Origin of the sequence: Chitinophaga varians (assembly GCF_014529945.1) — a bacterium.
GTDB lineage: Bacteria > Bacteroidota > Bacteroidia > Chitinophagales > Chitinophagaceae > Chitinophaga > Chitinophaga varians.
This window is the reverse complement of sequence record NZ_JACVFB010000006.1, coordinates 1-20,598: the sequence shown is the minus strand read 5'-3', so window position 1 is coordinate 20,598 and position 20,598 is coordinate 1. Positions and strand designations below refer to the sequence as shown.

Here is a 20,598-nt window from a genome sequence, read left to right as displayed (position 1 = left end):
TTTTCGATGCTGATTTTAGAGAGCGTTTTTAACCTGATGCCAGATCATCGTCTGATTACCAAAAATTTTGCTGAAGCCTCTTACATCTTCGCCTGACCAGCCGCTGTTCATTTCGCCATACTTGCCGAATTTGCTGCTCATCAGGTCGTAAGGCGACTGGATACCGGTTACCTGGAAACGGTAAGGCATCAGTGTTACGAACACTTCACCGGAAACATTTTCCTGTGTGTGTTGCAGGAAGGCTTCGATATCGCGCATCACCGGGTCCATGATCTGTCCTTCGTGCATCCAGTTGCCGTAAAACTGTGCCAGCTGGTCTTTCCAGGTCAACTGCCATTTGGTGAGCACATGTTTTTCCAGTGCGTGGTGCGCTTTGATGATCACCATCGGCGCAGCGGCTTCAAAGCCTACACGGCCTTTGATACCAATGATGGTATCGCCTACGTGAATGTCACGGCCGATAGCAAACGGCCCTGCGATCGTTTGCAGATATTGGATAGCTTCAGACGGGTGAGCAAATTTTTGGTCGTTCACACCAACCAGCTCTCCTTTCTCGAAAGTCAGTTTTACTTGTTCTTCACCCTGTTTGGTCAGCTGGGTAGGCCATGCTGATTCCGGCAGCATACCGTTGGAAGTCAGTGTTTCCTTACCGCCTACGGAAGTGCCCCACATACCTTTATTAATAGAGTACATGGCTTTCTCGAAATTCACGTTCACGCCTTTGGACTGCAGGTAGGAAATTTCTTCTTCACGGCTCAGCTTCATATCACGGATGGGCGTGATGATCTCCACACCAGGGATCATGATGTGAAACACCATGTCAAAACGCACCTGGTCGTTGCCGGCGCCGGTGCTGCCATGCGCTACGGCATCAGCACCCACTTCTTTCACATACTCCGCGATGGCCAGTGCCTGACTCATACGCTCTGCGCTCACACTCAGCGGATAGGTATTATTTTTCAGTACGTTACCGAAAATCAGGTATTTAATAACGCCGTCGTAGTAGGAACGGACCGCATTAACAGTCTTGTGACTTTTAACGCCCAGGTTATAAGCGCGTTTCTCAATTTCCTGCAGCTCTTCCTCAGAGAATCCACCGGTGTTGACGATTACGGAATGCACCTCATATCCTTTTTCTTCGGTCAGATATTTAACGCAATAGGAAGTATCAAGTCCTCCGCTAAATCCCAGTACTACTTTTTTCATTTTTACGACATCATTTATATTTTCAGAACTATATTTTCAGACGGTGTGTGGCAGACTTCAGAACAGGAAAAATTTTTTCCTGGTGCCGGTAGCGCCACCTTCTTTTTTGCTGTTGAGCAAAACAAATCTTTTAAATCTTAACCAACGCTCGTAGAGCTTTATGTTTCCTTTAAATCTCCGACGTCTTTTCTCGTGGTGGATCTGGCCGGCAGCAGTCACAGACAGCTGGTTGACAGGCTGTGCAGCGGTAGCTGCCGCTTCCTGTTTGGCTTTGGCATCAGCCATCGCCCGCTCTTCTGCTTCTTTCAGCTTTTCAGCCGGATCATACAGCATTGCGGTGCACAGGCAGTTCTTCCGCTGTTTGCTGGTGAGGATATCAAAGTTCACACAGCTACGGCAGCCTTTCCAGAATTCCTCGTCGTCAGTCAGTTCGGAATAGGTAACGGGCTCATAACCCAGCTCAGAGTTGATCTTCATTACAGCAAGACCGGTAGTGAGGCCAAAGATTTTGGACTCGGGGTACATTTCTCTTGACAGTTCAAAGATTTTGTGTTTGATGGACTTAGCCACGCCATGCCCACGGAAGGCGGGATTCACGATCAGCCCGGAATTGGCAACAAATTTTCCATGACCCCAGGCCTCTATATAACAAAAGCCTACCCAGTCGCCCGTTTCGGTTAACGCAATAACAGCCTTTCCCTCCTGCATTTTAAGCTCCACATAAGCCGGTGAACGTTTCGCAATACCGGTCCCACGCGCTTTTGCAGACGCCTCCATCTCATCAGTGATGGTTTTTGAATAGTGTATATCGTCAGGTGTGGCTACCCTAACGATGATATGCTGATTTTCCAACTTTTAAAATTGAAATCGTGAATCAATAAATAGATTGAAGTCTTCCATTACGGAACATTCACCGGACATGGGGATATCCGGCGCGATAGCGGTTGTATGACAAGCGCTATCAAATCCTGGGTCGTCGGGAAAGGAATCTAAAGACATTGAACCCAACAGAATATACCCCTTTATTTAAAGCGGGATGATATGCAGAGATGTTGGTATGAGTTGCGGTTTTTTCCAACTTCAGTTCAGCGTTAAATTGTTATAAATATTGTCTTTAGTTTAGATTAACCGCAAAGTTATAATAATATCTTTTTAATCAATCGAATTTTTTTTGGGGAATGCCGATTTTTTTCAAACCGTTAACAAAAAGACGGCTGTGCCCAACTCGTCAGGACCCAGCCGTCTTATACTTTAATTATTTATATACTATTTAGTAATAATCCCCAATTCGGCCACACTGGCCTGATTATCTTTTTCGGTGGCGGGTGCGGTGGCCACCAAACGGATAAATCTGGCTTTCACCGGCGCAAAATTAATGGTCTGCTGTACCGGGTTATTTTTGATGTTGGCGAAGCTGCCGGCAGCTGCCGGTTGCCCCCAGCTCTTACCGTCGGCGCTGGTGTAGAAGGCGTAACCATAAATCACTCCACTGATGTGCTCATTGGTGGTGGGCGTGTAGGTAAACCCTTTCAGTGTCAACGTTTCACCCAGATCTACTTCCAGCTGATGTGGGTATTGTGTCGTTTTTTTGTCAGATGCCCACACGGTAGCAGGATTGCCGTCGATGGCCTTAGCCGCGTCCGCAGTAGCAGGGGCCACTACCTTCCATTTGGCAGGCGCCACATCGAAAATAGCTTTTACTTCCGGGCTGGCAGCGTTCGTTTTGCGCAGGAATGCCCTGGCTTTTACCTCGCCGCCCTGTGGCAGGCTGATAACCGTTTTCGGCGTATACAGCGGAGAGCGGAGCGTCGGTGTAGCGCCATCGGTGGTGTAATGTATTTCCGGATCGGCAGAAGCGGCGGTAATAGTCACCTTGCCGTCTTTAGCCCGACGGATCTCCGGCGTGGCCAGCATGCCCGGCGCTTCATACAGCTGCACTTCACTGATCACCGGCGCCGCCTTGGCGTCTAATATATTAATATATACTTCCGTAGTGGTGTAGTCAGGCAGGCGCAGGATGCGCTTGTGCCCGATAGTGGTTTCCCGGGCGATCTCCTTCTTCACGCCTTTGTCCAGGATCTCCACGCTGAAAGCGCTCACCCGCTGCCCCAACGCGATATACTCCTGCAACACCACCCGGTTGAAAGTCACGGGCTGCTTAAATGTCAACTTCACCGTTGTTTTAGTAACGTTGTCCGGCGTAGCCCAATAGGTAGCATTCGTGCCATCTGTGAGATGAGATACTTTTACTTCCGGATTATCTTTACGTGTATCCGTTGCCGTTACTACCGCATTTTTCGCGAGGTTGTTTTTGAAGGTGGCATCCAGTACACGACGCAGCTCCATCAAACGGGTGGAATCATTTGGATGGATCAATCCTTCCCGGTCGATAGGCACATTCAAAATCAGGTTGCCATTGCGGCCTACAGAGCCGTAATAAATATCGAGGAGCGTATTTACAGACTTCACCTTATCGTCTGTATCGGGGCTGTAAAACCATCCCGGACGGATAGACACGTCGCATTCTGCCGGTATCCATTTCTCCCCGTCTTCGTTGCCTTCGTTGAGCGACTTGGTGGGAGGACCGCCAGCGCCGGGTGAAAATCCTTTTACATTCAGCGTGCTCCAGTTGGTGGTGCCGGCGATGCCGTTTTCATTGCCTACCCAGCGGCAGCCCGGTCCTACGTCGCTGAAGATAACGGCGTTGGGCTGGTGTTTGTACACTACTTTATGGAACAGGTCCCAGTCATAAGGTTGTTTCACATTACCACCATTGGCGCCGTCGAACCACTGCTCAAATACAGGGCCGTAGCCGGAAAGCACTTCTTCCAAAGTATTGGCAAATACCTGGTTATAAGTGGCGGTACCATACTCAGGATGGTTACGGTCCCATGGCGACAGGTACACGCCGAACTTCAGGCCATATTCCTTACAGGCGGCTGACAGTTCTGCCAGTACATCCCCTTTGCCATTTTTCCACGCGCTCTCGCGAACAGTATGGGTACTGTATTTAGAAGGCCACAAACAAAAACCGTCATGGTGTTTGGCCGTGATCACAATACCTTTCATACCGGCCTCTTTGGCGGTACGCGCCCACTGACGGGCATCGAGACGGGTAGGGTTAAACACTTTCGGATCCTCATCACCATGTCCCCACTCTTTGTTGGTAAAGGTGTTGGGCCCGAAGTGGATGAACATGTAATACTCCATGTCATTCCAGGCTACCTGCGCCTGGGACGGCAGCGCGCCATAAGGCTGGATCTTCTGCGCCGAGGCCATGCCACAGGCAAACAAGCCGGCTAATAATAAATTGGTCTTTTTCATTTCACTGGATAAATTACGGATTACAGGTCAGCGCCAAAATCTTTTCCCTACTTCATGCTGAGCGAAGATAATCCGCATCCTTTATCGGAGATGATCGGGTATTCTCTATTCATAATTCAATATTAACCAACAATCGGTTGCGTTTTTCGCCGTTTATCACAAAAATGTAATAAAAAACCTACCCGGGTTGGTTTACACGGGGCAAATTTTATAAATTTAGTCCCTTCACAACGTATCATTATACGATATTAAAAACTGAACAATGAATAAACAACCACTGCATCGCAGAAGTTTTCTCAAAAACACGGCGGCCGCAGGTATAGGACTCTCTATGCTCGGCTCCTCTGCAAAACTGTTTGCCAATGAAAAGAAACCCAAGGTAAGAATTGGTCTGATCGGCGTAGGCGCCCGCGGCCTGAGTCATCTCAGCCTCTGCCTGCATCGCGAAGACGTAGACGTAATAGCTTTTGCGGACCCCGACACTGCTTACACCGTTCCGAAAGCGAGAGATATGATCACCAAGGTATACGGCGGCAAAAGAAAAGTGGCTGAATACACCAACGGTCCGGAAGATTACCATAACCTGCTGAAAAGAGATGACATCGATGCGGTGATCATCGCTACCCCCTGGGAATGGCACTCCATCATGGCCATTGCTGCGATGAAAGCCGGCAAAACCCCTGCGGTGGAAGTTTGCGGCGCCTCCGATATCCAGGAATGCTGGGAACTGGTGAACACCAGCGAAAACACCGGCGTGCAGGTTTTCGGTATGGAAAACGTATGCTACCGCAGAGACGTCATGGCGGTACTGAACATGGCGCGTCAGGGCCTGTTTGGCGAAATCACCCACCTGCAGGGCGGCTACCAGCACGATCTCCGCGGGGTGAAATTCAACAACGGCAAACAATACTACGGCGGTGGCGTGGAATTCGGTGAAAACGCGCTGTCTGAAGCAAAATGGAGAACGAACCACTCCGTTCACCGCAACGCTGACCTGTACCCTTCTCACGGTCTCGGTCCTATCGGTAACGTGATCAACATGAACCGCGGCAACCGCCTCATGACCATCACTTCCGTGGCTACCAAATCCCGCGGCCTCCACAAATACATCGTGGACAACAGCAGCGAAAGCCATCCGAACGCAAAAGTGAAATTCAAACTCGGTGATATCGTTTCTTCCCTGATGACGACCAGCAACGGTGAAACCATCATGCTGTCGCACGATACCAACTCCCCTCGCCCTTACTCCCTCAACTTCCGCGTTCAGGGTACCAACGGCCTGTGGATGGATGATCAGGACTCCATATATATCGAAAAGAAAAGCCCATACGATGAGTGGGAAAAAACCGGTAAACCGGAAGATGCCAACAGCTACTTCGGTAAGTACGACCACCCGCTGTGGAAACGTTACGCCAGCGACGCTAAAGGCGCAGGCCACGGCGGTATGGACTGGTACGTGCTCAACTCCTTCGTGGAAAGCATCAAACGCGGCGCTCCTTATCAGCTCGACGTATACGATATGGCTACCTGGTACGCCATCACTCCGCTCAGCGAACAATCTATTCTCGAAGGCGGCAGCGTGCAGTACATCCCCGACTTCACCCGCGGTCGCTGGATGAACAGAAAACCGATCTTCGCACTGGACGATCAGTACTAGTGATGAACATAAAAAAGAATCGCCCACTGACAGTAGTCAATGGGCGATTTTCTTTTTAATACAATATGAACAATAACCTTCGGTTATCCATCTTTATACGCGCGCATCAGACGCGCTGGCCGCAACTTTCTCCACCGTAGTGCCATTCTCTATCGTTGTCACATAAATCTCCGGTGTTTTGCCAAATTGTTGCTGATAACGTGCCGTCACAAAATCACGGAAAGCATCTACCTTGTCCTGTTTTACCAGGTTGATAGTACAACCGCCGAAACCACCACCCATCACACGGGCGCCGGTCACTTCCGGTCGCTCCTTAGCAAGAGATACCAGGAAATCCAGTTCAGGGCAACTAACTTCGTAAAGCACACTCAATCCTTCGTGGGTAGCATACATCAGTTGACCGAAAGTCTGCAGGTCTCCCTTTTTCAACAGCGCTGTAGCGTCCTGTACACGCTGAATTTCTTCGATCACATATTTACAGCGGTCATATACTTTGGCAGGCAGCTGTGCTTTTACGGCTTCCAGCATAGGCAGGGTGGCGTCGCGGAGCGACTTTACTTCCGGATGCTGCGCCTGGATGGTTTTCACACCTTCCTCGCATTGCTGGCGGCGCACGTTGTATTCTGATGAAGCGAGAGAGTGATGCACCATGGAATTACACAGTACAATACGGTATTCCGGGAAATCGAACGGGAAGTATTCGTATTCCAGGCTGCGACAGTCCAGTCGTACCACCTGGTCTTTTTTACCATGCAGGTTGGCAAACTGGTCCATGATACCACATTTCACGCCGGGGAACGAATGTTCTGCCCGCTGGCCCAGCAAAGCCATGTCCATGCGGCTCATGCCGTATTGGAAAATTTCGTCGAGTGCCGCTACCAGTCCACCTTCCACTGCTGCGGAAGAAGACATGCCGGCACCGACAGGAATATCACCGGCAATCACACAGTCGAACCCTTCCACCGGATAATTGCCTTGTTGCAGCTGATACACCACGCCCATGAGATAGTTGATCCATCCGGGAGTAGGCACCACATTGTCGAGATCGAATGAAACCGTTTCATGCGTAAAAACCGCGTGGGCGTTACATTTGCGGGTACCGTTCAGCGCTACCGCATATACAATCTTTTTATCGATGGCGGCGGGCAACACAAAGCCGTCGTTATAGTCGGTGTGTTCGCCGATGAGGTTAATTCTTCCCGGGGAAACTACGATCAGCGGCTCTTTTCCGAATAACTGGATGAATTTCTCCCTTGTTTGCTGTATCATCAGAAAATTATTAAACGTAAATTTTACGCCTAAAAATATAAAAAAAACAATAAAAGAGAAGGATGTTCTGCGGAAGATGAAAAGATTTTTGTCGAAAAGGTGGTTAGCCGCTCCCTCATTACATTGTGCAAACGTAGTCGCCACTATACCAACCTATCATCATGCCCTGGGCATCAATACAGCCTCGTAACCCTGGGGGTTAAAGGACAACAGCAGCGGCCTGCATAGACCGCTGCTGTTATATATCATTTACTATCCCTGGAATAGCCCCCGGGTGTTGTTATTTTTCAGGTTGATGCAGGACTTATTTTCTGCCGATCTTGTCTCCTACCAGTGAGTAGAACAGGATGTAGAGATAACAGGGCACCATGCAATACAGGAACGCATGTCTGAAGTCGATGCTGCTGCTGTACAGGAAGCTGAACATGCTGTGCTGATCGAACATACCACTGTAGATCTGTGGGATGACGCCACCGCCGGCGATACCCATCACGAGGAGGGCGGAACCGATTTTGGTGAAGCGGCCCAGGCCGTCGATAGCCATCGGGAAGATAGCAGGCCACATCAGTGCGTTGGCCAGACCCAGCAACGCGATGAAAGTCACCGCAGAGAAGCCGGTGTTCAGGTAAGCGCCGATGGTGAAGAATACGCCCAGTACAGCGGAGATCTGGAGACCTTTTTTACCGGTGAGGTATTTCGGAATGGTAGCGATACCAATCACATAACCTGCCAGCATGGCCACCAGGGTGAAAGTGGTGAAGTAGCGGGTGTCTGCGATGCTCATGCCCAGTGCTTTACCATACTGACCGATCACGTCGCCGGCCATTACTTCCACGCCTACATACATGAAAATACAGATCACGCCCAGCACCAGTTGCGGGAATTGGAACACGCTGGTTTTTCCGTTAGTGGAAGCCGCAGTGGTCGCGTCTTCTGCGTCGGTGTCGATTTCCGGCAGGGAGGAACGTTTCAGCAGGAAAGCGAGGATGGTGAGTACAATGGCGATCGCCACGTAAGGGCTGATCACACGGGAAGCCAGGCTGTCGAGCAGCGCTGATTTCTGTACAGGATCTACTGCCGCAGCGATGTCTGCCTCCAGTTTCTCTGCACCTTTCAGGATGATAGAGCCGAGGATGAGCGGAGCCAGCGCGCCGGCAGTTTTGTTACAGATGCCCAAAATAGAAATACGTTTGGCAGCGCTTTCCTTGGGACCAATAATACTGGCGTACGGGTTAGAAGCTGTTTGCAGCAATGCCAGTCCCGCCCCCTGAATAAACAGGCCGGTGAGGAACATACCAAAGCTACGGGCGTTAGCCGCAGGGATGAATACCAGCGAACCGATCGCGATGATCAGCAGCCCTAACGCCATACCATTTTTAAACCCTGTTTTGTTCAGGATAAAAGAGGAAGGGATCGATAAAAAGAAATAAGCCATGAAAAAGGCCATTGTTACCAGCAGCGCCTGCGACACGTTCAGTTCACACACAATCTGGAAAAACTGGATCAGCGTTCCATTAAGCCAGGTAACAAAGCCGAACACGAAAAACAAAATACAGATGATCGCCATCGCCTGGCCGTACCCCGCCTGTTTGGGTATATTCATTGTTGCTGTTTGGTTGGACATAGCTGTCTGTTTGATTTTTAGATAAACGCGAACATAGTGAAACTCCGTTATATTTTATGCTATAATTCATAAATATATTAGCTAAAACGTTTTACTATCGAAAAAAAATGCAACGGTTTATTCGGTTTTTTAGAAATTCCTTAAAAAAATATTATACATTTATCCGGCAAAATTTCATTGTAACTTAACACGTTTATGGCTCAGCAAACAAAGCAAGGCGCACAAAGTACACACCCGTCGTTTTTTGTGCTTATACTGGTGTTCTTTTTCTGGGGTTTCCTGGCTGCATCCAACAGTATATTTATCCCTTTCTGTAAATCTCACTTCAACCTTACCCAACTTGAGTCTCAGCTGATTGACTTCTCCTTTTACAGTGCCTACTTTATCGGCTCCCTCATCCTGTATCTGGCATCTGCAGCAAGAAAAGTAGATATCCTCAATAAAATAGGATATAAGAAGGGTATTATTTACGGTTTATTAATTTCTGTACTGGGGTCCGCAATTATGATCCCTTGTGTCAACAAAGAAAAGATCGTTCCTATTCAGGAAACCCTGAGCGACATCAGCAGTTTCCAGGTAGAGCAGCAACTGCAAACGTCTGACCGTCAGGTGAAAATCCGTCGTGAGAAAGAAAAAGACACGTATGCTTTGCTGATCTCCGGTAATGAGGGCGCTGACAAATACATCAACAACCCACACCTCCTGGCAGCCATACCGCAGGGATTCACCAAAGACGAAGAACATCATCAATATGCTGGTATCTTCAACAAATCCAGCCTGGAGAAAGTGATCAACACCCTCTCTGCTGACCACCAGCAAACAGTGACCTTCGGTTACTTTGCCCTGATCCTGATGGCCCTCTTTATTGTGGCGCTCGGTTTCTCGCTGCAACAAACAGCGGCCAATCCATTTGCCATCCTGCTGGGCGACCCTGCCAAAGGCTCCCACCGTCTCAACCTCGCCGGCGGTATCAACTCCTTCGGTACTACCATCGGCCCCATCATCGTGAGCATGCTGCTGTTTGGTAACATCAAAGGCGGCGACGTGAGCACCGACATCAGCAAAATCAACACGCTCTATATCCTGCTCATCGTACTGTTCCTCGTGGCCGCAGCTATCTTCGCCTTCGTGAAAATGCCGGAAAGCCAGGACCAGGATGAAGCATTCGAAACATCTCCGAAAGCAACCAAATCCATCATAGGCATCACCCTCATGTTTATCCTGATCCTCCTCGGACTGGTACTGAAATATGAACTGCCTTTCTTCGTTGCCGGTATCGTAGGTATCATCGGCATCCTCTTCTTTGCTAAAATGTCATCTGCCGGTGGCAGCGAAGGATGGGGCGCCATGAAATATCCGCAGCTCACCCTCGGTATGCTGGCCATCTTCATCTATGTAGGTGTGGAAGTAACCATCGCCAGCAACCTCGGCGCCCTGCTGAAACATCCGGGTTTCCTCACACCGAAAGGACTGGCGGAATCTGAGCTGGACCCGTACGTGTCGCTCTTCTGGGGCAGTATGATGATCGGCCGCTGGACCGGCGCCATCAGCGTATTCAACGTATCTAAAACTACCCGTAAAATTCTGTGCGTGATCGTACCTTTCGTGGCCTATGGCGTTATCCTCGGTGCCAACGTGATCAAAGGCAACGATGTCAGCGCACTGTATCCTTATGCTATCTGCATCGTTATCCAGATCATCGGTTTCTTCGCCGGTCAGGATAAACCCGCTAAAACCCTCATGGTATTTGGCCTGTTGGGGGTAGGTACCGTACTGGTAGGCCTGTTCACCAGCGGTGCGCTCGCCACTTTCGCGTTCATCAGCGGCGGCCTGTTCTGCTCCGTGATGTGGCCCAGCATCTTCGCCCTCTCTATCGGCGGCCTGGGTAAATACACCGGTCAGGGCTCTGCTTTCCTGATCATGATGATCCTCGGCGGCTCTCTCGTACCTCCGGTACAGGGCGGCCTGGCAGACATCCCAAGCATCGGCATCCACGCCTCTTATGTTATTCCGGCGCTGTGCTTCGCTTATCTTGCATTTTTTGCATTCAGAGTTAAAAACATATTAAAATCTCAAGGAATCGATTATGAGTCAGCAACTAGTGGTGGGCATTGATATCGGAGGGACTAATACCAAATTCGGCATTGTAGATCGCAGAGGTAATATTTTGTGTGATGGTCGTATGTTAACGAATAAACATGAAGACGTAAACTGCTTTCTGGATGAACTTCACCAACAGCTGTCTACATTGATAGCAGCGGTAGGAGGGATCGAAAATATCAAAGGTATCGGCGTTGGTGCACCCAACGGCAACTATTACAACGGTAATATTGAATATGCTCCGAATCTGCGCTGGAAAGGCGTAGTTCCCTTAGCCAGCCTGCTCGAGAAAAAATTCGGGCTCCCGGCTGTATTAACTAATGATGCCAACGCAGCCGCACTGGGTGAACTGATCTACGGTGCTGCCCGCGGTATGAAAGACTTTATCGTGATCACCCTCGGCACCGGCGTAGGCAGCGGTATTGTGGCCAACGGCCAGCTGATATATGGTCATGATGGTTTTGCAGGTGAACTGGGTCATATTATCGTGATCCCTGGTGGCCGCTACCACCCTGGTACCGGCGCCTATGGCTCCCTCGAAGCCTACGCTTCTGCCACGGGCGTTACCAACACCGCGATCGAATTCCTCGCCACCCGTCCGGATGTGCCCAGCATCATGCGCGAGCACACCAAAGAGGAAATCAATTCCAAACTGATCTACGAAGCTGCCATGAAAGGCGATCCGCTGGCCATGGAAGTATACGAGTTCACCGGCCAGATACTGGGCGCTGCCCTGGCCAACTTCGTGATGTTCTCCAGCCCTGAAGCCATCATCCTCTTTGGTGGCCTCACACAGGCAGGCGATGTGATCATGAAACCGGTAAGAGAGCACATGGAAAAAAATCTGCTGCCCATCTTCCAGAATAAAGTTAAATTGCTGTTCTCTGAACTGAAGGAAAGCGACGCCGCCATCCTCGGTGCCAGCGCCCTGGCCTGGGAAATGAAAGACTAGCCCACGGCTACCTGACAGCTAATAAAAATAATATGAAAAATAGAAGAAGTTTTCTGAAAACAGCGGCCCTTGGTGCCGCTGTTTTCTCTTTAGACAGTGTAACATCCACGGCTGCACGCGCACAAGCCAAAGCACCCGTAAAAGGAAAACCCATCGTGATCTCCACCTGGGATTTCGGCCGTGCCGCCAATGAAGCCGCATGGGAAATACTCAAAAAAGGCGGTCGCGCCCTCGATGCAGTGGAAGCCGGCGTACGCGTCCCTGAAGCCGACCCCAATAACCACACCGTAGGCTATTCCGGTTATCCGGACCGCGACGGCCGCGTAACCCTCGATGCCTGCATCATGGACGAACACGGCAACTGCGGCTCTGTGGCAGCACTCGAGCATGTTACCCACGCCATCTCCGTGGCACGCCTCGTGATGGAGAAAACACCGCACGTCATGCTGGTAGGCGACGGCGCCCTGCAATTCGCGCTGGCCAACGGTTTCAAAAAAGAAAACCTGCTCACCCCCGAGGCAGAGAAAGCATGGAAAGAATGGCTCAAAACATCTGAATATAAACCGGTCATCAACATAGAAAACAAATCGTACACACCCACCAACGGTGCCACTGCCTTCAACCCGCTGATGCTGCCAGGCAATGTGTATAACCACGATACCATCGGTATGGTGGCCATGGACGCGGAAGGTAACCTCTCCGGCGCCTGCACCACCAGCGGTATGGCCTTCAAACTCCACGGCCGCGTGGGAGACTCCCCCATCATCGGCGCAGGACTATATGTGGACAACGAAATAGGCGCCGCTACCAGCACCGGCGTCGGCGAAGAAGTCATCAAAATCGTCGGCAGCCACCTCGTCGTGGAACTGATGCGCCAGGGATACCCCCCGGAAAAAGCCTGCAAAGAAGCGGTAGAACGCATCGTGAAAAGAAGCCCTTCCAAAGCGAAAGAAATACAGGTAGGCTTCCTCGCCCTCAATAAAAAAGGACAATACGGCGCTTACTGCCTCCAGAAAGGATTCAGCTACGCTGTCCTCAACAAAGAGGTGAACAACACGCTGATAGACGGGAAACACTATTTCTAATTTTGCCATTGGGTTATTTGGTTATTTTGATATTTGAAGGACGCTGAGCTCTTTTAAATAATCAAATAACCAAATAATCAAATATCCAAATGCTTATGTCTTTTGTCCTCGAAATATGCGCTGCCTCTGTAGCTTCCTGCATCGCAGCCGAAGAAGGCGGCGCCAATCGCATAGAACTGTGCGATAACCTGCTGGAAGGCGGTACCACCCCCAGCTACGCCACCATCGCTGTAGCACGCGAAAAAGTAAAAATAGATCTCTATCCCATCATACGCCCCAGAGGCGGCGACTTCCTCTATTCCGACCTGGAATTTGAAGTGATGAAAAAAGATGTCGCTATTTGCAAACAACTCGGCTGCAATGGCGTGGTAATCGGTATCCTCACACCAGACGGACGGGTAGACAAACCCCGCTGCAAAGAACTGGTAGACCTGGCATGGCCGATGGGCGTTACTTTCCACCGCGCATTCGATATGACCGACAACCCGTTCGAAGCACTGGAAGCGATCATTGAAATCGGCTGTGAACGCATTCTCACTTCCGGCGCCCGTAATACCGCCGTGGAAGGCGCTTCCCTGCTGAAAGACCTGGTGGAACGTGCCAACGACCGCGTCGCTATCATGGCCGGTTCCGGCGTCAGGGCGCATAATATCGCGGAGCTCATCAACACCACCGGCGTCACAGAATACCACACCACCGCCAAAGCCTATGAAGAAAGCGGCATGGTATACCGCAATCCCAATGTAAGCATGGGCGGCATCCCCGGCGTGCCGGAATACGGCATCTCCCAAACCCAACGCCAGGAAGTATTATTAATTCGTGAAAGAGGGGAAAAAGCCTTGCAGGAGAGCAATCAGTAGGCTATCTTAGCAGAGAACAAACCTATTATGCTGCACGGCCCCTATACGGCCGTGCAAGCCTTTTAAAAGTGAACAACGAAATGAAAAAACTGATCATTGCAACCGGACTGTTGCTGGGCGGTCTATTCGCGCAGGCACAGGTCAAAGGCGTAAAACATGTCATCCTGATAGGCATGGACGGCTTTGGCGCTTATTGTTTTCCGAAGGTGGACAATCCCAACATGAAACAGCTGATGAAAGAAGGCGCCTGGACACTGCAGGCACGCAGCGTACTGCCTTCCTCCTCCGCTGTCAACTGGGCTTCCATGGTGATGGGCGCAGGCCCTGAAGTGCACGGCTATACGGAATGGGACAGCCGTAAGCCCGAACTGCCGTCCCGTACACTCGATCAATACGGCATGTTCCCTTCTATCTACACCATCCTGCGCGAACAAAAGCCCAACGCGGAAATCGGCGTGATCTACAGCTGGGAAGGTATCGGATACCTCTTCCCCAAAGCAGCGGTCAACAAAGACCTCGGCACCAAAGACAATGACAGTCTGGCTACTGAAGCATCTGTAGCGTACATCAAAGAGAAAAAACCAGACTTCCTTTTTATACATTTCGACCAGCCCGACGGTGTTGGGCACAATATTGGTCACAATATCCAGCCTTACTTCGATCAGGTGAAAAAGAATGACGAGCTGCTGGGCAAAATTCTGCAAGCCGTCAAAGATGCCGGCATATGGGATAACACCATTATCCTCCTCACCGCCGATCATGGCGGTATCAAAAAAGGCCACGGCGGCAAAACCATGGAAGAAATGCAGATTCCATGGATTATCCGCGGCCCGGGCGTGAAGGCAAACAAAGAGCTAAGCACCAGTGTTGTTACGTACGATACCGCCGCCACCCTCGCCTGGATCTTTGGCCTGAAAACACCACAGGTATGGACCGGAAGACCTGTGAAAGAGGCTTTTAAGTAATGGGGTTATTTTGAAATTTGGCTATTGGAAAGTATGCAAGACTCCTTATACCAATGATCAAATAACCAAATTTGAAAATATCTAAATCTAAGTGTTATGAAAAGATTGCTGCTCGTCACCGTCGTTTGTCTGACAGGATTATCACTCACAGCCCAGGTGCAAAAGGTGAAAGTACTGACCTACAACATCCATCACGGCGAAAACATGAAAGGCCTGCTGGACCTTCAGGGGATCGCCAACGTGATCCTCGCTACCAATCCGGACCTGGTAGCCCTGCAGGAAGTTGACAGTGCTACCCAACGCACTAAAAACACCGATCAGCTCAAAGAACTCGCAGCGATCACCGGCATGTACACTTATTTTGCCAAAGCCATGAACTTTGACGGCGGCGGTTATGGCACCGGTATACTCTCCCGCTTCCCCATCACAGAAGCCATCACGCTCCCGCTGCCCTCCGTCACCAAGGAAGAAGTGGAACCACGCGTGGCCGGTATCATCACCGTGAAACTCCCGGGTGACAGCCTGCTGCACTTTGTGAGCGCGCACCTCGACGCGGAAAAGCCCGCTGCCAACCGTATCGCACAGGCCAACCAGCTGGTGACCTACTTCAGGGAAACAAAAACACCCGTGATACTCGCCGGCGACTTTAACGCACCTCCCGCCAGCAAAGAAATTAAAACATTAAAAAAGATATTCACTGACGCCACCCAGCAGATGGGACCTACCTTTCCGGCCGACTCCCCACGGGTGAAACTGGACTATATCATGGTACACCCACAAAACCGCTGGAGCGTCACCGGAGCAAGGATCATCGAAGAAGCCGTGGCTTCTGACCATCGCCCCATGCTCAGTGAACTGGAACTGAAATAACGATCATCGAAATGCTAAAAGTGTCAATGAAAAAATTATTCTACCTGTGCCTTCTGGGTGGCGCAGCCGCCCTGGGCAGCTGCTCGGGATCCCGCCACACAGATGCGCCCAAAGGAAAAGTAAGCATCATTCCGATGCCGGCCAGTGTGACCGAGAAACAGGATTCATTCCTGCTCGACAAACATACCGTGCTCGTCGCCACCGGCGAAGCAGACCGCAAAACAGCGGCCCTCTTCAACGCCTGGCTGAAAGAACTGACCGGTTATGAACTGGATATCAAAGAAACAGGCGACAGAAACGCCATTACCCTGCATACCGGTAATGACAGCACCCACGCTGAAGGCTATACGCTGAATGTAGACAGCAAAGGGGTTACCATCAACGGTAACAGCGGCGCCGGTACGTTCTACGGCGTACAGTCGCTCATACAGCTGCTACCCGTACAAAAGGCCGATGCCATGTACATTCCCGGTGTCAGCATCACCGACGCTCCCCGCTTCGCCTATCGTGGCCTCCACCTCGACGTGGGCCGTCACTTCTTCCCCGTGGAATTCATCAAAAAATATATCGATCTGCTGGCGATGCACAAATACAACACCTTCCACTGGCACCTCACAGAGGACCAGGGCTGGCGCATCGAGATCAAAAAATATCCACGGCTGCAGGAAGTGGCCTCCAAACGTAAAGAAACCATGGCAGGCCGTTATGCTGACAACAAGTACGACGGAAAACCCTATGGTGGCTTCTATACACAGGAACAGGTGAAAGAAGTGGTGAAGTACGCTACCGACCACTTTGTAACGGTCATCCCGGAAATAGAGATGCCCGGCCACGCACTCGCGGCCCTCACCGCCTATCCTAACCTGGGCTGTACCGGTGGCCCCTACGAAGTAGGTACCCGCTGGGGCGTGTATGACGACGTGTACTGTGCCGGTAACGACAGCGTGTACGCCTTCCTCCAGGATGTACTGGACGAAGTACTGCCGCTGTTCCCCAGCAAATACATCCACATCGGCGGCGATGAATGCCCTAAAGTACGCTGGGAAAAATGTCCTAAATGCCAGGCCCGCATGAAACAGGAAGGCCTGAAAGATGCCCATGCCCTGCAGAGCTACTTCATACAGCGCATGGAAAAATACCTGAACAGCAAAGGCCGGCAGATCATCGGCTGGGATGAAATCCTGGAAGGAGGCCTCGCCCCTAATGCCACCGTGATGAGCTGGCGCGGCATTGAAGGCGGTATCGCCGCCGCCAAACAGCACCACGACGTGATCATGACACCGGGCAGCTATTGCTACTTTGACCACTATCAGTCACAGGGCCACAACGAACCACTGGCGATCGGCGGCTACACCCCTGTCAGCAAAGTATACAGCTACGAACCCGTGCCCACAGAACTGACCAAAGAAGAAGCCAAATACATCAAAGGCGCACAGGCCAACCTATGGACCGAATACATCGCCAATACCGACTATCTCGAGTACATGGTATATCCCCGCGCTTCCGCACTGGCAGAAGTATTGTGGACACCAGCCGACAAACGCAACTACGATAACTTCGTGGACAGGCTGAAAGTACATGTAAAACGCCTCGATCAGAAAAAGGTAAACTACGCCAAACACGTATTTGAAGTGACCGGCGTGGTAGCGGATACTAAAAAAGGCGGCGTGGAAGTAAAGCTCGACAGCAAGCTGGATGGCGGCAAAATAGTATATACCCTCGACAGCAGCGCTCCTTCCCTGCAATCAAAAGCCTATAGCGGACCGGTACAGATACAACAGTCCGGTACCCTGCGGGCGCAGGTATTTGAGGGCGATAAGCCCTTCGGCAATGAATACAGCCAGCATTTTGTGTTCCATAAAGGCCTGGGTAAAAAAGTAACCCTCGCAGCCCCGCCCGGCAAGGACTATGACCCGGGCACCCCCTTCGCACTGGTAAACGGTATCGAAGGCATCGCCTCCTATAATGACGGTCAGTGGTTTGGCTACAATGGCAAAAACATGGAAGCCGTGGTGGAACTGGACAGCATCCAGGACATCCGGCTGGTGGGCCTGAACACGCTGAACCTGCGGCCCAACTGGATATATCCGCCCAAACAGGTCACCTTCTCCGTATCCGAAGACGGCAAAACCTATAAAGAGGTATACAAACAGACCGCCTTCAATCAAACCGGTATTAACCAGGTACGAGGCAAGGTGGAAGCCCGCGGACGTTTTGTAAAACTCAGCGCCACCAACTTCGGTACTATTCCGGCCGGAGGCGAAGGCGCCGGTAGTCCTGCCTGGCTCTTCGTAGATGAAATGATCATACAGTAACATAGCAAAATCGCCCGGCTTACAGGCCGGGCGATTTTATTTATGAATGACTCCTACACCAATATTAACAGGAATGTTGCGGCCCTGGACTTTAGTCCCGGGAAAACAACGCCGGATAAGAATGTATTACAATATAAAAAACGCTCTTATTAAGTTAAAATAAATTTAAATTAAATAAGAGCTAAAATTTAGCAAAGATTAGCAGTATTTTATTTAATTTTCCGGCTCGTTTTTAAACCGCATCTAATCAAAAACGTTTACAAATGACGATTAATCATCAGGAAATCGAACTGATTGACAGCTTTGAACAAATTGCTGTGGAGATCCACCCTTCTGCGAAAGAGGGTTCCAAAGCAGCGGCCCATGAAATAGCCGCGTTAATTCGCGAAAAAGCAGCTGCCAATCAAAAATGCGTGCTGGGTATGGCTACTGGCTCTACCCCTAAATATCTCTACGCCGAATTGGTTCGTTTGCACAAAGAGGAAGGACTGAGCTTCAAAAATGTGATCACCTTTAACCTCGACGAATACTATCCCATAGAGCCGGATGCGCTGCAGAGCTACAATCGCTTTATGAAAGAACATCTCTTCAATCACATCGATATACCGGAAGGACAATACCATATTCCTGATGGCACCATACCGAAAGATCAGATCAAACAATATTGCGCTGATTACGACAAACGTATTGAAGAAGCCGGTGGTATCGACATCCAGATCCTGGGTATCGGCAACAACGGCCACATTGGCTTCAATGAGCCGGGTTCCAACATCAACTCTCACACCCGCCTGGTAACGCTGGACAACAGCACCCGTCTGGCTAACGCCTACGAGTTCCCCAATATGAGCCAGGTGCCTCGTCTGGCCATCACCATGGGCCTGAGCACCATCTTCAAAGCCAAAAAGGTAATCCTGATGGCATGGGGCTCTCATAAAGCTAAAATCGTTTGCCGTTCTGTAGAAGGCCACAGCACTGACCAGGTGCCTGCTTCCCTGCTGCAACAGCATCCTAACTGCAAATTCGTGATCGACGAACAGGCTTCTGCTGAGCTCACCCGCTTCAAAGAACCCTGGCTCACCGGCGACTGCGAATGGACTCCCGGCCTGATCCGCAAAGCCGTGACCAGCCTGGCCCTGAAGCTGAACAAACCCATCCTGATGCTCACAGATAAAGACTATAACGAAAATGGCCTCAACGACCTGATCGTACAGTATGGTTCTGCCTATGAGCTTAATATCAAAGAATTCAACGCCATCCGCGATACCATCACCGGCTGGCCTGGTGGCAAACCCGGTCCTCAGCTGCCTAATCACCCTGAGCGTTCCGAGCCCGCTAAAAAACGTGTGCTGATCTTCTCTCCGCACCCTGATGATGATATCATCTCCATGGGCGGTACCTTTATCCGTCTGCACGAACAAGGCCACGATGTACACGTAGCTTACCAGACTTCCGGCAACATCGCTGTTACCGATGAGTTCCTGCTGCGCTTCATCGATTTCGCCGTAGGCTTCGAAGGCATGTTCGACATCGATAAAAGCAAGAGCTCCCAGATCCTGGAAGAAGCCAAAGCATTTATCCGTGGTAAAAAACCGAGCCAGAAGGATACGCCGGAAAACCGCGCCATCAAAGGCCTGATCCGTCGTTGTGAAGCAAAAGCTACCTGCCGCTACGTTGGTATCGCCGAAGAAAACGCCCACTTCATGAACCTGCCGTTCTATGAAACAGGTCTCGTGGAAAAGAAACCAATGGGTGAAGAAGATATCCAGCTGACAGTAGACCTGCTCCGCAAAATAAAACCTCACCAGATCTATTGCGCCGGTGACCTCGCCGATCCGCATGGTACCCACAAAGTATGCCTGGACATCATCTTCGCTGCACTCGACAGACTGAAACACGAAGAATGGATGAAAGACTGCTGGGTATGGCTCTACAAAGGCGCATGGCAGGAATGGGATATCCATGAAATCGAAATGGCTGTTCCCATGAGCCCCGACCAGGTGCTGCAGAAACGCCTCGGTATCTTCATCCACCAGAGCCAGAAAGACGTGGTGCCTTTCCAGGGTACCGACCTGCGCGAATTCTGGCAACGTGCGGAAGACCGTAACGCCAATACCGCTAACCTGTACGACCAGCTGGGTCTGCAGAAATACTCCGCGATGGAAGCGTTTGTACGTTACCACTTCATGTAGTCACGCAAAGGCGCTAAGCAGCAAAGCGGCAAAGAATTTTTAAGATTTATAAGATAACAAAGGAGCGGAGATCATAGCGGTCTTCGCTCCTTTTATTTTCTTAGCTCGCTTAATATCCTTTGTCACTTGGCTGCTTAGCGCCTTTGCGTGAAAAATTGATCTTCGCCCCTTTGTTTTTCTTA

The 20,598-nt window shown here is 50.6% G+C and carries 13 protein-coding genes and 1 pseudogene; 9 read left to right on the top strand and 5 right to left on the bottom strand.

The window, feature by feature from the left end; all coding sequences use genetic code 11:
• Nucleotides 1-15: 15 nt before the first annotated feature.
• From argG to ICL55_RS26470, 3 genes are all read right to left on the bottom strand, one after another.
• Entirely contained in the window at nucleotides 16-1,206 is a 1,191-nt protein-coding gene (argG, locus tag ICL55_RS26480) for an argininosuccinate synthase (protein ID WP_188103255.1), read from the bottom strand.
• Nucleotides 1,207-1,263: 57 nt separating this feature from the next.
• Nucleotides 1,264-2,058 carry a GNAT family N-acetyltransferase gene (locus ICL55_RS26475; RefSeq protein WP_246496649.1) on the bottom strand — a complete coding sequence of 265 codons (795 nt, stop codon included), beginning with the start codon at nucleotides 2,056-2,058 and terminating at the stop codon, nucleotides 1,264-1,266.
• 414 nt (nucleotides 2,059-2,472) lie between these two features.
• Nucleotides 2,473-4,530, bottom strand: a complete 2,058-nt coding sequence (locus ICL55_RS26470) for an alpha-L-fucosidase (protein ID WP_188103253.1) — start codon at nucleotides 4,528-4,530, stop codon at nucleotides 2,473-2,475.
• A gap of 262 nt (nucleotides 4,531-4,792) precedes the next feature.
• On the opposite strand from ICL55_RS26470, the gene ICL55_RS26465 reads away from it, so the two are divergent.
• The gene (locus tag ICL55_RS26465) at nucleotides 4,793-6,187 is read left to right on the top strand and encodes a Gfo/Idh/MocA family protein (protein WP_188103251.1); all 1,395 of its coding nucleotides are present in this window, start codon (nucleotides 4,793-4,795) and stop codon (nucleotides 6,185-6,187) included.
• A 93-nt stretch (nucleotides 6,188-6,280) separates the two neighbouring features.
• Here ICL55_RS26465 and galK read toward each other — a convergent pair whose 3' ends face one another.
• Nucleotides 6,281-7,456, bottom strand: coding sequence for a galactokinase (gene galK / locus ICL55_RS26460; RefSeq protein WP_188103247.1), 1,176 nt, complete (start codon nucleotides 7,454-7,456; stop codon nucleotides 6,281-6,283).
• A 304-nt stretch (nucleotides 7,457-7,760) separates the two neighbouring features.
• On the bottom strand, nucleotides 7,761-9,080 hold the full coding sequence (locus tag ICL55_RS26455; RefSeq protein WP_188103246.1) for a sugar MFS transporter: 1,320 nt from the start codon (nucleotides 9,078-9,080) through the stop codon (nucleotides 7,761-7,763).
• A 195-nt stretch (nucleotides 9,081-9,275) separates the two neighbouring features.
• Between ICL55_RS26455 and ICL55_RS35120 the strand changes: the two genes are divergently transcribed.
• From ICL55_RS35120 to nagB, 8 genes and pseudogenes are all read left to right on the top strand, one after another.
• On the top strand, nucleotides 9,276-11,195 hold the full coding sequence (locus tag ICL55_RS35120; protein WP_223151615.1) for an MFS transporter: 1,920 nt from the start codon (nucleotides 9,276-9,278) through the stop codon (nucleotides 11,193-11,195).
• On the top strand, nucleotides 11,167-12,132 hold the full coding sequence (locus tag ICL55_RS26445) for an ROK family protein (protein WP_188103243.1): 966 nt from the start codon (nucleotides 11,167-11,169) through the stop codon (nucleotides 12,130-12,132). Before ICL55_RS35120 ends, ICL55_RS26445 begins: the two co-directional genes overlap by 29 nt.
• Before the next feature lie 32 nt (nucleotides 12,133-12,164).
• A complete protein-coding gene (locus tag ICL55_RS26440; protein ID WP_188103241.1) occupies nucleotides 12,165-13,217 on the top strand; it encodes a glycosylasparaginase in 1,053 nt (350 codons plus the stop codon).
• 95 nt (nucleotides 13,218-13,312) lie between these two features.
• Nucleotides 13,313-14,077 carry a copper homeostasis protein CutC gene (locus ICL55_RS26435; protein WP_246496647.1) on the top strand — a complete coding sequence of 255 codons (765 nt, stop codon included), beginning with the start codon at nucleotides 13,313-13,315 and terminating at the stop codon, nucleotides 14,075-14,077.
• A gap of 80 nt (nucleotides 14,078-14,157) precedes the next feature.
• A complete protein-coding gene (locus tag ICL55_RS26430; RefSeq protein WP_188103237.1) occupies nucleotides 14,158-15,042 on the top strand; it encodes an alkaline phosphatase family protein in 885 nt (294 codons plus the stop codon).
• A gap of 96 nt (nucleotides 15,043-15,138) precedes the next feature.
• Nucleotides 15,139-15,912 (top strand): endonuclease/exonuclease/phosphatase family protein, encoded by a 774-nt coding sequence (locus ICL55_RS26425; protein WP_188103234.1) that lies wholly within the window; start codon nucleotides 15,139-15,141, stop codon nucleotides 15,910-15,912.
• Between the two features lie 26 nt (nucleotides 15,913-15,938).
• The gene (locus ICL55_RS26420) at nucleotides 15,939-18,227 is read left to right on the top strand and encodes a glycoside hydrolase family 20 protein (RefSeq protein WP_188103225.1); all 2,289 of its coding nucleotides are present in this window, start codon (nucleotides 15,939-15,941) and stop codon (nucleotides 18,225-18,227) included.
• A 257-nt stretch (nucleotides 18,228-18,484) separates the two neighbouring features.
• Nucleotides 18,485-20,416 (top strand): annotated as a pseudogene (nagB, locus tag ICL55_RS26415) (glucosamine-6-phosphate deaminase); the annotation flags it as partial.
• Nucleotides 20,417-20,598: the final 182 nt, after the last annotated feature.

Coding starts and splice junctions, on each gene's coding strand:
- ICL55_RS35120 (WP_223151615.1), top strand. CDS start 9,276: ATGGCTCAGCAAACAAAGCAAGGCGCACAAAGTACACACCCGTCGTTT.
- ICL55_RS26440 (WP_188103241.1), top strand. CDS start 12,165: ATGAAAAATAGAAGAAGTTTTCTGAAAACAGCGGCCCTTGGTGCCGCT.
- ICL55_RS26470 (WP_188103253.1), bottom strand. CDS start 4,530: ATGAAAAAGACCAATTTATTATTAGCCGGCTTGTTTGCCTGTGGCATG.
- ICL55_RS26420 (WP_188103225.1), top strand. CDS start 15,939: ATGAAAAAATTATTCTACCTGTGCCTTCTGGGTGGCGCAGCCGCCCTG.
- argG (WP_188103255.1), bottom strand. CDS start 1,206: ATGAAAAAAGTAGTACTGGGATTTAGCGGAGGACTTGATACTTCCTAT.
- ICL55_RS26430 (WP_188103237.1), top strand. CDS start 14,158: ATGAAAAAACTGATCATTGCAACCGGACTGTTGCTGGGCGGTCTATTC.
- ICL55_RS26445 (WP_188103243.1), top strand. CDS start 11,167: ATGAGTCAGCAACTAGTGGTGGGCATTGATATCGGAGGGACTAATACC.
- ICL55_RS26425 (WP_188103234.1), top strand. CDS start 15,139: ATGAAAAGATTGCTGCTCGTCACCGTCGTTTGTCTGACAGGATTATCA.
- ICL55_RS26435 (WP_246496647.1), top strand. CDS start 13,313: ATGTCTTTTGTCCTCGAAATATGCGCTGCCTCTGTAGCTTCCTGCATC.
- ICL55_RS26455 (WP_188103246.1), bottom strand. CDS start 9,080: ATGTCCAACCAAACAGCAACAATGAATATACCCAAACAGGCGGGGTAC.
- galK (WP_188103247.1), bottom strand. CDS start 7,456: ATGATACAGCAAACAAGGGAGAAATTCATCCAGTTATTCGGAAAAGAG.
- ICL55_RS26465 (WP_188103251.1), top strand. CDS start 4,793: ATGAATAAACAACCACTGCATCGCAGAAGTTTTCTCAAAAACACGGCG.